Origin of the sequence: Bacillus sp. UNC322MFChir4.1, from assembly GCF_000746135.1 — a bacterium.
Classification (GTDB): domain Bacteria; phylum Bacillota; class Bacilli; order Bacillales; family Bacillaceae_G; genus Bacillus_A.
Genome location: NZ_KN050809.1, coordinates 46093 through 60479, shown reverse-complemented (window position 1 = coordinate 60479; position 14387 = coordinate 46093). Strand labels below are relative to the sequence as shown.

Here is a 14387-nt window from a genome sequence, read left to right as displayed (position 1 = left end):
TTGACTCTATCATGAAAAATAAAGTGTGTCTAGTGTGTGGATATAATCAATGCGGGGATGATAACCACATTGTAATAAGTATCCACATTCTTCCACTTCTTCTTTCGTAATGGATTTACGTCCACCAGCTTCTTGGCGATTCCAAAATGTCACGATATGTTTTGCATCCAATAAATAAAATTCATCGTAAAGAGTAAATTTAATAATAACGAATGCAATTCCGCTATGAGCTAATACTTCTTTCATATGATTGATTTGATGAAGATGGAAGTTTTGTAAAGGAAAACTCGTTTTATTTCTCGTTTCTTTCGCTTCAAAATCAATGTACTTGCCTTTGTACACACCGTTGTAATCAGTTGTAGAAGGTTGCTTAAAGTACGCTTCTTTAATTACGGCAGCGCTTCGTTTTGGGTAATCGACCTTTACGATTTGAAGAGGGGTCGGCTTTTTATGCACACAAGCAATATTGTGAGTTAAATAGTATTGATTTGTTTCGTTCAGCTCCTCTTCAAGAGACATTCCTCTGTTACTATAAGTATCTTTTCTTATAGGTGACAGGCTATGAGTTGGTTGAGTCTGAGTATACTTTCTTCCGTTTGGGTAACGAATGGTCATAATTTGTCCACTCCAAATTGCATAGAATTACTTACAAAGGTGATTATATCAAAAAAAATAAAAAATGGGCTATTTTTTTAGATAGATATGAGGTGAGAGCATTATGTTTGCACAAAACAACTATGAAAAAATAAGACAAGAAAGAAAAATATCTTCTTATACGAATGAAGAAAAATATCTTGTAAATGATATTCAGCAACAAACGATTCTTGCAAATGTGGATAACATTTCACGAACGCATGCTTATAAGGAATATTATGAGCGTAATAAAGAAATTCGTTGGTCGTTTTTAGCTAGCATGGTGTCTCGCAATGCAGGCTGGAATATGACAGATTTAGAAGGAAAATATTATCCGAAAGTTTTATCTAAGGAGATACGGAAACAATTATTTCTTACATATGAACGTGCGAATTGGCTTATTTTTTTAGATGCGTATCCACAGTTGCTGTTGTACGAATATAGCAAACGAATGAAAAAGCCATTGTTTCATTTATTACAAAAGTTTTCCGTTTCGGTATTTATGGAAGGGGAATGGTCTCATTTTTGGCAGCAAAGAAACGAGGAACGACTTATGACAGCTCTTATTATTAATGAACAATCTATCATTCAAGAACCGATCATTGAGCATCCATTTTATCAAAAACATATTTTTCAAACATTCATGTTTAAATTTCAAGAATTATTTCATTTTAGTGCAGTAATATTTCCGACAATAGCGGGGGAATTATACGGTTTTTCTGTACATCAATTTGAAACATTAACAAAGAGAATTGAACTCGGAAAGCGATTAGCATGGCTATTGTTTCATCCAACTTATAAGGAGTTATTTTATACATTTTCTTCTCAAACAGTTCACACAGGATCAAGATTCGATTATGAACAATATTTCATTACAACTAATGAACAAAATACGCCGCAGCTTCGTGATGTATTTTCGGTTGTTTCTCATCACCGTAAGACCGAGGAAGATTGGTTTCAGACAGGGGTGGATGTAGAAAAGCTGTTTTTATTTGAAGAACCGAAAGAAGAGGTTGAAATGACAGCATGGTTTTGTCAAAAACAGAAACAATTACATTTCTTTGCTTCATTACATAGCCTTTTTTAACAGGAGATAGAAGAGAGGGGATAGAATGTCGGTATCTTAATCAAGTAAAGTTTGTATTATTCATGATATAATAAAAAAATCCCGCTTTGTGGAAAGCGGGAATGAAACCATCCGTAAGAGCCCGATTGGTTTAACTAACCATCAGTGAGAAGAATGTTCACTGATGGAAGTTTTATGTCTTATGTCGCAGGAAAATTTGGACCGTCTAATTTTGGATTTCCTGTTTCAGGTTTATTTTGTTTGCTTTGAGGTTGTTTTTTCTTGTTTTCATTTTTATTTTTAGCCAATGTCGACACCTCCCTTTCGTATTGTTGCCACTTTCATAAACTTCATACAAAAAATCACTTTCTTTGCCGAATTACAACTAGTTTTGTCAAGCATGCAGGAGTAAAAATAGAGCTGGCGAATTAACATGACAAAGAAAAAGCAAAGAGGGAGGCGTGTTGAAGATGAAAATGGTTCAGAAAGAAGATGTAATGAAAAAGATGGATCAGATGTTAAATACTCTTGATTTGCTTGAAATGAACGTGTCGCTTAGGGTTGATCATGCGCTAAAGGATAAAAAAGAATTTGTAGTTAATAAAGTAGAGATTATGGAAATGCATATGAAGCATATGGAAACGAAATTATTAAATCATGAAGAGAAAGGTAACTGGGTACAAACATTTCAAATAGTAGCCGTTAGTATATAGGTGAGAATAGTGGAATATACAACATTGATTGAGTTAACAAAAAAACTAATTGAGTATAATGATGAAACAATTATAAAAAAAAGAGAAAGTGAAGAATGTGAATTTGATTTTTATCATGATATAAAGCCATTCGTATCTTTAGTGGATCAAAACTTAGAAGAATGGAAACAATTCGTTTTGGAGTGGTTGCAGCGTACAAAGCCTAAATACATACATGTACAGCAAATAGAACAAGTATGTACAAATTTACAAAATAATTCTTTACAGTGCTTTGCGAGGAAAATGAATGGAAAACGTTTTTTTGAAACGCATCAAGCGATTCATTATACATTACAAAATATTTTAGAACAATGTAAGTAATAAGAGGGGAAAGTCCCTCTTATTTTTATGCTTCTGTTATAATATCTTTTTCTGTTTCGTAAGTTGGTTTTGTAGCCCCTATTGTTTCTAATTCACGAATTATACTTCTATACTCTGATAAGCAAATTTTTCCTTTTAGATAAGAATTTCTTGCGAAATCAAGTAACTCATTTAAATCTTCTGGTTCATACCCCTTTTTTATGACGAATTCTTGTTTTAAGTCCCCTAATACCATGTTGATTCCTCCCCCATAAGAATCTTTCTATTTAATGGTAGCATACAAACGCTTACTTTTTTATTTTTCGAAAATTTAAATTTCTTTAAATTTAAAGTTTGTATTCAAAATTTGCAATTTATAGGACGATTACACATTTTTTTTTTGATTACATATTCTAACTGTATAAAAAACAGTTAGAGGAGGGAGAATGCATGTTTCAACGTTCTAACATGTATCAGAGTGAACAAGACCCATACTTGCGTTCTAACATGTATCAGAGTGAACAGGACCCGTATTTGCGTTCTAACATGTATCAGAGTGAACAAGACCCATACTTGCGTTCTAACATGTATCAAAATGAACAAGACCCATACTTAGGTTCTAACATGTATCAGAATGAACAAGACCCATACTTACGTTATAATATGTATCCTTTTGCGCCTTACTATATGAATTACACTAATTATTTTCAACCTTTTCAACTTCCACAAATGAATCAGTCGATGTTTTATCCACCGAAACAACCTACTCAATCTTCTTTTTATCCACATACGCCATATCCAATGATGAATAAACAAAACTCTACAAAACAACAGCCAAGCCAATTTTCCAGCTTTATGTCGCAGTTTAAAACATCTGACGGAAATTATGACATTAATAAAATGATGGGTACCGCAGGCCAAATGATGAATGCAATGAACCAAATTACCGGTATTGTCAAACAAGTAGGTGGTTTTTTTGTAAAATGAAACTTCCATTCATGGGCGATTTTCCCATGAATGGTTAGTAGAACCAATCGGGCTCATACGGATGGTTTGATTCTCTTCCTGATTCCGCTTCATACCAGCCGTTAGAGCGGGGTAAAGTGAAACTTCCATTCATGGGTGTCTTTCCTATGAATGGTTAGTTGAAAAAATTGAAATTATATAGGTAGTTTTTTTGAGGTCTTTATATAGGAAGAGACGTGTAAAAAGTTATAGGGAAATGTCTTAAGATATTTTGATATGTGGAGACTAATAAAATACCCAAATTTGGCAGATGAAATGTCATAAAAAATAGTTGTTCGGACTTCCTATCCATTTTACAATTGCAGTAGTATTAAAAATAAAGTATATGGAGAGGAAGAATGTGAAGAGAATTATTTTACTTTTGTTTTTTGTTATGATTACATTAACTATTTTTATTTTCACAAATTTTAAACAATTTTTATAGACAAATTTCCAATATAGAAATAGGTGTTTGTTACAAACGGCTTTTACTCTTTTCACATATTGTAAAATGTAAGGTTATTTTCAAACTGTGAGAGGAGAGAAAAACTATGTATCATTGTCATCCTTGTTTTGGAGGATTGGGCCCAGTTTCACCAATTACAATAGCACCGCCAGTTGTGCATCCGACAAAATGTTGTGAAACACACACATGCTCAAAAACGATTGTACCTCATATCCATCCAACGCATATGAAACATGTTCACCACCAAGTAGTACAGTCGCAGCATTATTTCCCACAAACAAACTCTAGCGTGAATGTTATACAACCTGCTCCGCCAACTGTAGTTGGAGGAGTTGGTGGACCTGGTCCTGGAGTTGGAGGAGTTGGCGGGTTCGGCCCTGGAGTTGGAGGAGTTGGCGGATTCGGCCCTGGAGTTGGAGGAGTTGGCGGATTCGGCCCTGGAGTTGGTGGATTCGGCCCTGGAGTTGGCGGATTCGGCCCTGGAGTTGGAGGGGTTGGCGGATTCGGCGGATGTACCCCATGCGGTCAAGTATCGCCATTTGGTCCGAATGTGAGTCCAGCTGTATCACCAGCGCCTAACATGGGACCAAATGTAGGTGGCATGTTTAAAAAGTAAGTGCTATGCTAGAACTAGCGAATTGCTAGTTCTTTTTTTTTGAAAAGGGGCGTATTATTTTGAAAGTAGTAGCTGTTACAGGATATAAACCATTTGAACTGGGCCTTTTCTCAAATGAACATCCTGGTGTAGAGTACATAAAAAAAGCGGTGCGCAAAGGGTTACTTTCGTTGTTAGATGAAGGATTAGAATGGGTAATTATTAGTGGGCAATTAGGGGTAGAGTTATGGACGGCTGAAGTGGTCTTTGATTTACAATTGGAATACCCGGATTTAAAATTAGCTATATTTACCCCTTTTTTAGAGCAGGAAGAAAATTGGAAAGAAAACAATAGGGAGTATTATGAATTTATTCTTTCGCAAGCGGATCATGTGGATAGCATCACAAAGCGAAAATATGAAAGCCCAGAGCAATTCCGTTTAAAAAATCAATTTTTAATTGAAAAAAGTGATGCTTTGCTTGCTATGTATGATGAGGAAAAGCCCGGAAGTCCTAAATATATGGTGGAAGTAGGAAGAAAAAAAGCAGAAACTCAAAATTATCAATGTTATTTCATACTTTTTTCTGATTTACAAGATATAATAGAAGAAGAACAGTGGAATAAAGATATATGATTGACAAAATGAGCTGTTTCTGAAAAAATTTAAGTAATGAAAGTTTTGGTAAAGGCTTGAGGTGGAATGAATGATTTCTGATAAAATTAAGTTAACAGCAAAAGATATTTTAGAAAAAGAGTTTAAAACAGGAATGCGAGGATATCAACAAGAAGAAGTTGATAAGTTTTTAGATTTAATTATTAAGGACTATGAGGCGTTTCATAAGGAAGTTGAGCAATTAAAGCAGCAAAATGCACGTTTAAAACAAGAATTGGAAGAACAAAAACAAAAAGCGTTGAGTGTACAAGTACAACCGACACCATCGCCAATTTCGACTCCGCAACCAGTATATAACAATACAAATACAGACATTTTAAAACGTCTTTCGAATTTGGAGAAAGCTGTATTTGGAAGTAAACTATACGAGTAATGGAAGAGAATAAATAAGTTCGTAGTATTTTTCGGATAAAAAACGTTGCAAAATATTTGTGTTTCCACTATACTAATTCATGTCATAACGTTTGGGTAATCGCTGCAACTTTTTGTTGTAGAGGAAAGTCCATGCTCGCACGACCTGAGATGGTCGTAGTGTTCGTGCCTAGCGAAGTCATAAGCTAGGGTAATTTGGCGTAAAGCTGGATTAACGGCAGGGAAAAAACCTAAGTCCATTTGGATATGGTTTGACTACCTTTAAAGTGCCACAGTGACGAAGTCCCAGAAGAAATGATGGGAGTGGAACGAGGTAAACCCCACGAGCGAGAAACCCAAATATTGGTAGGGGAACTTTTCCTAAGGAAATGAACGATGGGAAAGGACAGATGCAATTGCTCTGTAGATAGATGATTGCCACCGGAGTACGAGGCGTGGGCCGTTTGCAGTACAAAGGTACAGAACATGGCTTACAGAACGTTATGAACCAATCATGAATTTGTTCAGCTCTCCTTTGTAAGAGGAGGGCTTTTTATTTGTATGAAGTTTTGGAATGTGAGTTAAAATGGTAAAGAAAGTTTTGTAAACTTAATGAAATTGTATTGAATGAAGATGTTATGAATTTTACTGATCGGCAGAGAGGATTATATTGCTGATTATTGCTTGATTATACATTATGAGGAGAATGAAGATGGGAAAAGTTACTTTAATTGCAACTGCTGCAATGGGAATTGAAGCGCTTGTTGCAAGAGAAGTTCGCAATCTCGGTTATGAATGCCAGGTAGACAATGGTAAAGTAACGTTTGAAGCGGACGAAAAAGCTATTTGTCGTAGTAATCTATGGCTCCGTACAGCGGATCGTGTGAAAATTAAAGTTGGTGAATTTAAGGCAACAACATTTGATGAATTATTTGAAAAAACAAAGGCCCTAAATTGGGGGGATTATATCCCGGAAAACGGAGAATTCCCTGTTATCGGTAAATCGATCAAATCTACATTGTTTAGTGTGCCGGATTGTCAAAGTATCGTAAAAAAAGCTGTCGTGGAAAAATTGAAAAGTACATATAGACGTACAACATGGTTTGAAGAGGATGGCCCACTATTTCGTATTGAGATTGCATTATTAAAAGATGTGGCAACGTTGACAATTGATGCAAGTGGTGTTGGGCTTCATAAGCGTGGATACCGCGTTGGACAAGGGGATGCACCGTTAAAAGAAACGCTGGCAGCTTCGTTAATTATGTTAACAAACTGGAAACCAGATCGTCCGTTTGTAGATCCATTTTGCGGTTCTGGAACAATTCCACTTGAAGCGGCGTTAATTGGTCAAAATATTGCTCCAGGCTTTAACCGTGAATTTGCTTCTGATGGTTGGGGTTGGGTTGGTAAAGAAAATTGGCGCATAGCTCGTGAAGAAGTAGAGGACTTAGCAAATTACGATCAACCGCTTCAAATTATCGGATCAGATATTGATCATCGTATGGTACAGGTTGCACAAGATAATGCTGATGAAGTAGGACTTGGTGATCTGATTACATTTAAGCAAATGCAAGTAAAAGATTTTACTACAAAAGAGGAATACGGTTACGTTGTGACGAATCCTCCATACGGAGAACGTTTAAGTGAAAAGCCTCTTGTTGAAAAAATGTATGCGGAGATGGGACAGGCCTTCCGCCCGCTAGATACGTGGTCTTTATATGTATTAACAAGCCATCCTGAATTTGAGAAATGGTTTGGCAAAGATGCATCGAAGAAACGTAAGTTATTTAATGGATTTATTCGCACTGATTACTACCAGTATTTCGGTAAACGTCCGCCGCGCGATTAGTATAAAACTTCTTTAGAACGCATATACTTGCTATTATGCGATAATCTAAAGGAGGAAGCGCTAATGGATGGTTTGCAATTTTCCATTATTCAAAAGGCTATTCATCGAACGTATGATGAATTAGAGAAGGAAGTAAACCTTCACGGCGTAGCCGATTATGAGTTAGAAAGAGCACGTGAAGAGTATTTATCAGCTTTATCACATGAAACTTTAATTGATAAGCGATATTTAAAATCATTGATAGAGTAGAAAAGTTTTCCTTCATTCAGGAAAACTTTTTTCGCTCAATTGTAGTGCAAACAACAAGAAAACAGCAACTGCTCTTTATATGAGGAGTTGCTCTGTCTTTTTATATAGAAATTGAGTAGTTGGAGGAATAGCATGTTTACGAAGCAAAAGTTGCCATTTGAAGTGGGGAAACAAGATAATTTTTTCGACAAGTTAAATGAGTGGATTGGAGACGTATTTTACGACGTTTTACCAGAAAAGGGATTTGAAGAGCGTGATGAGCAAATTTTTATGGCGTTTCAATTAGAACGAGCATTTCAAGAGAAAAAAGTAATGTTTGCTGAGGCGGGTGTTGGAACAGGAAAAACGATTGTATATCTGCTATATGCAATTTGTTATGCGCGCTATACAGGAAAGCCAGCTGTTATTGCTTGTGCAGACGAAACATTAATTGAACAGCTAGTAAAAGAAGAAGGCGACATTGCGAAATTATCAGAAGCATTAGGGTTATCAGTTGATGTGCGTCTAGCTAAATCAATGGACAATTATTTATGCTTACGTAAACTTGAAGATGTAATGAGTGGACGAGCTCCAGAAGTAATTGAAGATTTATATTATGAATTGCCACAATTCGTATTTGATCATGGAACGCTGCAAAACTTTACTCATTACGGTGATCGCAAAGAGTTTCCGTTATTAAATGATGAAGAATGGTCAAAAGTATCGTGGGATTATTTCCAAGATTGTTTTACATGTGAGTCCCGACATCGCTGCGGACAAACATTATCTCGTGAACATTATCGTAAAGCTGCAGATTTAATTATTTGTTCGCAAGATTTCTATATGGACCATATTTGGACATATGATGCGCGTAAACGTGAAGGACAAATGCCATTGTTACCAGAGAGTAGCTGCGTTGTTTTTGATGAAGGTCATCTTGTGGAGTATGCAGCGCAAAAAGCACTTACGTATCGTTTAAAACAAACAATGATGGAACAACTTTTAACACGACTACTGCAAAATGATATTCGCGAAGAGTTTGCTTATTTAGTAGAGGAAACAATTTGGCAAACAGAGCAGTTTTTTGAGGCGCTTAAAGAAAGTAAGAAGGAAATTGCTGGTTCTAATCGATTAGAAATTCAATTAACAGAAAAAGTCACGAAAGAAGCGAAACGCCTATATGCAAAAATCTCTGAAGTCGGCGATGCGCTAGTTTTTGAAAGTGAAATGTACACAGTAAACACATATGATTTAAATATTGTTGATGAGCATTTGGATGTATTAGAGCATTCATTACGCTTATTTATGCATGAGAAAAATGTAATTACGTGGGGAGAAGAAAGCGATGGTTCCTTTACGCTTGTAATTATGCCGCGTGCTGTAGAAGAAGTGCTACAAGAAAAAGTATTCTCCAAAAAAATCCCGTACATCTTTTCATCTGCAACATTATCAGAAAATGACTCATTTGCGTTTACTGCAAATAGCTTAGGGGTAAAAGATTATTTATCATTCTCTGTTGCTTCACCGTTTGATTATGAAGAACAAATGAAAGTGTACTTACCGTCATATACGAAGGAAAATGAATGGGAACGAAAATGTCAATATACACTTGAGAACATTCAAAAAACAAATGGACGCACGCTTGTATTATTCCGCACAACACAAGAGCTTGCGGCGTTCAAAGAATATGTGAATAAAGAGCAAATGTCTGTTCCGTTCTTATATGAAGGAGACCAGGAAATTAGTCAGCTTGTTTCTCGTTTCCAAAATGAAGAAGAGACTGTGCTTTGTGCGGTTCATTTATGGGAAGGTTTAGATATTCCAGGTTCATCTTTATCTCATGTTATTATTTGGTCGCTTCCATTCCCTCCAAATGATCCTGTATTTGAAGCGAAGCGTAAGCACGTGAATGATCCATTTTGGGATGTTGATGTACCATATATGATTTTACGTCTTCGTCAAGGAATCGGTCGTTTAATTCGTACGAGTGAAGATGAAGGATATATTTCGTTATTCCTATCAGAAGATGAAAATGAAAAGGTAGTAGAAGCTGTGAAACAGGTGCTTCCAGTAGAAGGTACAGTGCTTTAGAGTGACATCTTTCTCTTTTTAATCGGAAAAAGCTTGGCGTTTGCTAAGCTTTTTTTCTATTAGAAAAGGAATTTATTTGTTTATGTCGAAATAAGGGTGAGGTAGAAAAAGGAGGTTTTTATAATATGACGATTGCTACATATGAAGTAGAAAAAGAATTTTTAGCATATGTGAAAAAGATTGGAAATTACGGGGAAGCATTAAGTCTAATATTTTGGGATTTACGAACAGGAGCACCGAAGAAGGGTGTCGATCAGCGCTCGGAAGTAATTGGGATGCTTTCATCAGAGGTTTTTTCATTATCGACTTCTGATGAGATGGAACGATATTTAAAAGAATTAGAACAGCTAATTGCAGATAATAAAATTTCTGAAACAACGAAGAAAATTGTAGAAGAGTGCCGCAAAGAGTATGATCGGAATAAAAAAATTCCACAGACCGAGTATGAAGAGTTTGTCAAATTACAAGCAAAATCGGAAAGTATTTGGGGAGAAGCTCGTGAAAAATCTGATTTTGAAATGTTTCGGCCATACTTAGAAAAAATTGTTGAATATAAGAAGAAATTTATTACATATTGGGGTTATGAAACTTATAAATATAATACGCTTTTAGATATGTATGAGCCAGGTATTACGGTAGAAGTGTTAGATCATGTATTTGGACAACTACGTGAGCGTATTGTTCCGCTTGTAAAAGAAATTTCCAAGTCCGATAAAGAATTAAAAACAAATGCTTTATTTGAACATTTTTCAAAAGAACAACAAAAGAATTTCACTTTAGGGTTACTAAAACAATTAAATTATAATTTCGAGGCCGGTCGTCTAGATGAAACGATACATCCTTTTGAAATAACATTAAATAGAGGGGATGTTCGCATTACGACTCGTTATGATGAGAATGACTTCCGCATGGCAGTTTTCGGAACAATTCATGAATGTGGACATGCTGTATATGAACAAAATATTTCAGAAGAATTAGAAGGTACACCGCTTTGCAGTGGTACATCAATGGGGATTCATGAATCACAATCATTATTCTTTGAAAACTTTATTGGACGTAATAAATCATTTTGGAAGAAGAATTATGATGTATTGAAACAATTTAGTGATGGACAATTTGAAAGTGTATCACTAGATGATTTCTATGATGCAATTAATGAGTCAAAACCTTCCTTTATTCGTATTGAAGCGGATGAACTGACATACCCGCTTCATGTTATGGTTCGTTATGAACTGGAGAAAGAATTATTTGATGGAACATTAGAAGTAAAAGACTTGCCAGCAGCATGGAATGATAAAATGGAAAGTTATTTAGGTATACGTCCAGAAACGGATGCACAGGGTGTACTCCAAGATGTGCATTGGTCAGATGGATCGTTTGGCTACTTCCCATCTTATGCACTTGGTTATATGTACGCAGCGCAATTTAAACATAAGATGTTAGAAGAGATTCCAAACTATGATGCATTACTAGCGGAAGGAAACGTGACACCAATTCGTGAATGGTTAACAAAAAACATTCACCAATATGGGAAAACGAAAAAGCCTTTAGAAATTTTACAAGATGTAACGGGTGAAGGATTGAATGCGAATTATTTAGCAGATTATTTAGAGGCGAAGTATAAAGAGATTTATGAACTATAAAAAGGAAAAGGAGCTGCTTCATTGCAGCTCCTTTTTGTGAACTAGGGGGTTAAAGAGTGGGGTATATTTTTAAAGCGATGACACAAGAGGAAGCAAGGGAAATCGCATATAACTGGCATTATGAAGGGGAATATTCTTTTTATGATATGGAAGCAGACATGGAAGATTTAGAAGGATTTTTAAACGATGAATTAAGAGTAGACACTACATTTGTAGTTCAGGAAAACAAAATGCTGGTTGGCTTTTTTAGTTTTCATAAGATAGACAATCAAACAGTGGACATTGGGTTAGGGATGAGGCCTGATATAACAGGAAATGGTCTTGGATTAAAATTTGTAAAGGCTGGGTTAGCCTTTAGTGAAAAGAAATATCACCCTAAATATATGACGCTATCAGTCGCGACATTTAATAAAAGGGCAATTAAAGTATATAAGAAGGCAGGATTTAAAGCGGTTGGTACATTTGTTCAAGAGACAAATGGCGGGCGCTATGAGTTTTTAAAAATGATGTATTCGATTTAGACCTTCGGGTACATGGATTCAATAGATATACTTGAAATGAAGCAGAGGGGGCTCCCTCTGCTTTTCATTTACCACAATTTAAAGCCTTTCGAACCAGGCGGCGCATTTTGAATCATATCTATAAACGGAATCGTGTAGGCGAATAAAATAAGTAGTGCTGTAATACCGAGCCATAGTTTCCAGTTCTCAAAGACCATTGGTGGTTGATCAGATGCATCAGATACTTCTGCAACTGGAAATTCAGTATGGCCTTTTGGTGCGAAGAAAGCAAGGTCTAGGAAAATGATGATAGCTAAAATGATTCCGACAAATAAAATTGTGCCGCCAACTGCTTGGGCAATTTGATATGGTATCCATTCAACTGCTTGTGGTGCATTGCCGTATGTGGAAAAAGAAGAGCGGCGCGGAGCTCCTAATAATCCAGCAAAGTGCATTCCAGCAGACATGAAAAACATTCCAAGTGACCATACACAAGTTTGAATCATCGCAAGGCGATTCATCTCTTTTGTCAATACACGTCCTGTTAAGTGGGGGATTAGCCAATAGCCAATTCCAAAAAATGTGAGTACAACAGATGTAGCTAATGTTAAATGAAAATGTCCTGTTATCCAGATGGTATTATGAACTACTTGATTTAATTGATGACTTGCATTTACAAGTCCTCCAGCTCCGGCTGGGATAAACATAAGCATTCCAACGAACGGTGCAAAGAACCTAGCGTCAGACCATGGAAGCACACGAAGCCAACCGAATAGTCCAGTTGCTCCTTTTGAACGTCCATATTGTTCAAATGATGCAAATAGAGAGAATGCCGTCATTAATGAAGGGATAATAACCATAAATGTTAAAACAACCTGTAAGTATTTCCACCCCGGATCGATTCCAGGTTCTGTTAATTGGTGGTGAAATCCAACTGGAACGGAAAACAATAAGAACAAAATAAACGATAAACGAGCGAGAGAATCACTAAAAACTTTTCCACCAATAATTTTTGGAATGATGACATACCATGCCATATAAGCAGGAAGAAGCCAAAAATAGACGAGTGGATGACCAAAATACCAGAATAATGTTCTGCTGACAAGAACATCAATTTTATCAACAATGCCTAGGCTCCAAGGAATGAATTGTACGAGTGCTGTTGCAGCAACGCCAATCGTTGCAACAAGCCAAAGGAGCATTGTAATAACAGCCATGAAGCTCAGCAATGGACCGATTTTTCCTTTATTGTGTTTCTTCCAGGTGCGATAGTGAGCGAACATTGCAAAACCGCTAAACCAACTGCCGACAATAACGAGGGTAAGACCGATGTAAAAACCAGGATGAGCTTTTAGCGGAGCATAAAATGTATAGAGAACGGTGGCCTTATTTAACAGTATAAAAACAGCGGTCAGGGCGGTCCCGATTGTCATAAGCCAAAAGCCAATCCAACCTGTCCTCCGCACGCCTTTTGAAAGAGTGCCTGTTGTTTTACTCATACAAGCAAATAAAAAACCGATAATAAAAAATGTTGTTAATACGAGTCCTAGTAATACGCCGTGTGTTGTTAACACTTGATAATAACCAATATTAGCTGGAAGATTAAACTTTCCAGATCGGACAAGTACTTGTAATAGTCCGCATAATCCGCCTAAGAATAGAGCGATAAATGCAACATGGATATGAGCCATTGCTAATTTTGCATCGCGTTTACTTATTTTATCTTGCAGTGCGATCATTTCTCAGTCACCTCTACTTTCGCGCTCATCATATGATGGCCTGTTCCGCAATATTCATTGCATACAATTAAATACTCACCAGCTTTGTGAAACACTTGAGAAGCTGTGCTCACATAGCCGGGCTCGATCATCATATTCACATTTGTTCCCGCAATTTCAAAGCCGTGTACAACATCTTTCGTTGCAACAACAAAGTCAACTTTGGCCCCTTTTGGCACTTTAATGACATTTGGTGTAAAGGAAAATGCTTGTGAGACAATGGTTACTTGATAATGATCTTTCCCGACTTGCTTTACACCAGGGTGATCAAAGGGAGCAGTCGCATTTACTTTTTCTGGATTGATTGTCGTTAAGCAACTAGGCGGCTGGTTTCCCATATAAAACGCGCTTACTCCAATTACAGCTAAAAAAACAAATAATGAACCGATACCGAAAATGAGCCAAATTTTTTCGTACTTATGCAAGTGCATATCTCATCTCCCCCTTATTTCTGAG

The 14387-nt window shown here is 36.5% G+C and carries 16 protein-coding genes and 1 other RNA gene; 13 read left to right on the top strand and 4 right to left on the bottom strand.

The window, feature by feature from the left end:
- Positions 1-9: 9 nt before the first annotated feature.
- Positions 10-615 (bottom strand): Holliday junction resolvase RecU, encoded by a 606-nt coding sequence (recU, locus tag BR72_RS17545; RefSeq protein WP_035434997.1) that lies wholly within the window; start codon positions 613-615, stop codon positions 10-12.
- A gap of 103 nt (positions 616-718) precedes the next feature.
- Between recU and BR72_RS17540 the strand changes: the two genes are divergently transcribed.
- The 3 genes from BR72_RS17540 to BR72_RS17530 all read left to right on the top strand — a co-directional run bounded on the left by BR72_RS17540 (position 719) and on the right by BR72_RS17530 (position 2772).
- Positions 719-1720, top strand: a complete 1002-nt coding sequence (locus BR72_RS17540; RefSeq protein ID WP_035434996.1) for a DUF2515 domain-containing protein — start codon at positions 719-721, stop codon at positions 1718-1720.
- Between the two features lie 449 nt (positions 1721-2169).
- On the top strand, positions 2170-2412 hold the full coding sequence (locus tag BR72_RS17535; protein ID WP_035434994.1) for a hypothetical protein: 243 nt from the start codon (positions 2170-2172) through the stop codon (positions 2410-2412).
- A 9-nt stretch (positions 2413-2421) separates the two neighbouring features.
- Positions 2422-2772 (top strand): YppE family protein, encoded by a 351-nt coding sequence (locus BR72_RS17530; protein ID WP_035434993.1) that lies wholly within the window; start codon positions 2422-2424, stop codon positions 2770-2772.
- A 25-nt stretch (positions 2773-2797) separates the two neighbouring features.
- Here the strand turns inward: BR72_RS17530 and BR72_RS17525 are convergent, their stop codons facing one another.
- A complete protein-coding gene (locus BR72_RS17525) occupies positions 2798-3007 on the bottom strand; it encodes a YppF family protein (RefSeq protein WP_035434991.1) in 210 nt (69 codons plus the stop codon).
- Positions 3008-3201: 194 nt separating this feature from the next.
- On the opposite strand from BR72_RS17525, the gene BR72_RS17520 reads away from it, so the two are divergent.
- From BR72_RS17520 to BR72_RS17480, 10 genes are all read left to right on the top strand, one after another.
- Entirely contained in the window at positions 3202-3738 is a 537-nt protein-coding gene (locus BR72_RS17520) for a YppG family protein (RefSeq protein WP_035434989.1), read from the top strand.
- A gap of 569 nt (positions 3739-4307) precedes the next feature.
- Positions 4308-4838 (top strand): CotD family spore coat protein, encoded by a 531-nt coding sequence (locus BR72_RS17515; RefSeq protein ID WP_035434988.1) that lies wholly within the window; start codon positions 4308-4310, stop codon positions 4836-4838.
- 59 nt (positions 4839-4897) lie between these two features.
- A complete protein-coding gene (locus BR72_RS17510; protein ID WP_035434986.1) occupies positions 4898-5452 on the top strand; it encodes an SLOG family protein in 555 nt (184 codons plus the stop codon).
- A gap of 70 nt (positions 5453-5522) precedes the next feature.
- Complete coding sequence (gpsB, locus tag BR72_RS17505; RefSeq protein WP_035434984.1) at positions 5523-5864, top strand: cell division regulator GpsB; 342 nt, start codon at positions 5523-5525, stop codon at positions 5862-5864.
- An 87-nt stretch (positions 5865-5951) separates the two neighbouring features.
- Positions 5952-6341, top strand: an RNA gene (gene rnpB / locus BR72_RS25830) — RNase P RNA component class B.
- Between the two features lie 213 nt (positions 6342-6554).
- A complete protein-coding gene (locus tag BR72_RS17500; RefSeq protein ID WP_035434983.1) occupies positions 6555-7691 on the top strand; it encodes a THUMP domain-containing class I SAM-dependent RNA methyltransferase in 1137 nt (378 codons plus the stop codon).
- Positions 7692-7754: 63 nt separating this feature from the next.
- Entirely contained in the window at positions 7755-7940 is a 186-nt protein-coding gene (locus BR72_RS17495) for a DUF3921 family protein (RefSeq protein WP_035434981.1), read from the top strand.
- Positions 7941-8072: 132 nt separating this feature from the next.
- A complete protein-coding gene (locus tag BR72_RS17490; RefSeq protein ID WP_035434979.1) occupies positions 8073-10010 on the top strand; it encodes an ATP-dependent DNA helicase in 1938 nt (645 codons plus the stop codon).
- 125 nt (positions 10011-10135) lie between these two features.
- A complete protein-coding gene (locus BR72_RS17485) occupies positions 10136-11653 on the top strand; it encodes a carboxypeptidase M32 (protein ID WP_035434977.1) in 1518 nt (505 codons plus the stop codon).
- A gap of 56 nt (positions 11654-11709) precedes the next feature.
- Positions 11710-12174, top strand: a complete 465-nt coding sequence (locus BR72_RS17480) for a GNAT family N-acetyltransferase (protein ID WP_035434975.1) — start codon at positions 11710-11712, stop codon at positions 12172-12174.
- Between the two features lie 68 nt (positions 12175-12242).
- On the opposite strand, the gene BR72_RS17475 is transcribed toward BR72_RS17480, so the two are convergent.
- Entirely contained in the window at positions 12243-13892 is a 1650-nt protein-coding gene (locus tag BR72_RS17475; protein WP_035434973.1) for a b(o/a)3-type cytochrome-c oxidase subunit 1, read from the bottom strand.
- Positions 13889-14362, bottom strand: a complete 474-nt coding sequence (locus tag BR72_RS17470; protein ID WP_035434971.1) for a cytochrome c oxidase subunit II — start codon at positions 14360-14362, stop codon at positions 13889-13891. The genes BR72_RS17475 and BR72_RS17470 overlap by 4 nt, the downstream gene beginning before the upstream one ends.
- Positions 14363-14387 lie beyond the last annotated feature (25 nt).

Coding starts and splice junctions, on each gene's coding strand:
- BR72_RS17475 (WP_035434973.1), bottom strand. CDS start 13,892: ATGATCGCACTGCAAGATAAAATAAGTAAACGCGATGCAAAATTAGCA.
- BR72_RS17525 (WP_035434991.1), bottom strand. CDS start 3,007: ATGGTATTAGGGGACTTAAAACAAGAATTCGTCATAAAAAAGGGGTAT.
- BR72_RS17540 (WP_035434996.1), top strand. CDS start 719: ATGTTTGCACAAAACAACTATGAAAAAATAAGACAAGAAAGAAAAATA.
- gpsB (WP_035434984.1), top strand. CDS start 5,523: ATGATTTCTGATAAAATTAAGTTAACAGCAAAAGATATTTTAGAAAAA.
- BR72_RS17490 (WP_035434979.1), top strand. CDS start 8,073: ATGTTTACGAAGCAAAAGTTGCCATTTGAAGTGGGGAAACAAGATAAT.
- BR72_RS17485 (WP_035434977.1), top strand. CDS start 10,136: ATGACGATTGCTACATATGAAGTAGAAAAAGAATTTTTAGCATATGTG.
- BR72_RS17470 (WP_035434971.1), bottom strand. CDS start 14,362: ATGCACTTGCATAAGTACGAAAAAATTTGGCTCATTTTCGGTATCGGT.
- BR72_RS17515 (WP_035434988.1), top strand. CDS start 4,308: ATGTATCATTGTCATCCTTGTTTTGGAGGATTGGGCCCAGTTTCACCA.
- BR72_RS17495 (WP_035434981.1), top strand. CDS start 7,755: ATGGATGGTTTGCAATTTTCCATTATTCAAAAGGCTATTCATCGAACG.
- recU (WP_035434997.1), bottom strand. CDS start 615: ATGACCATTCGTTACCCAAACGGAAGAAAGTATACTCAGACTCAACCA.
- BR72_RS17535 (WP_035434994.1), top strand. CDS start 2,170: ATGAAAATGGTTCAGAAAGAAGATGTAATGAAAAAGATGGATCAGATG.
- BR72_RS17520 (WP_035434989.1), top strand. CDS start 3,202: ATGTTTCAACGTTCTAACATGTATCAGAGTGAACAAGACCCATACTTG.
- BR72_RS17500 (WP_035434983.1), top strand. CDS start 6,555: ATGGGAAAAGTTACTTTAATTGCAACTGCTGCAATGGGAATTGAAGCG.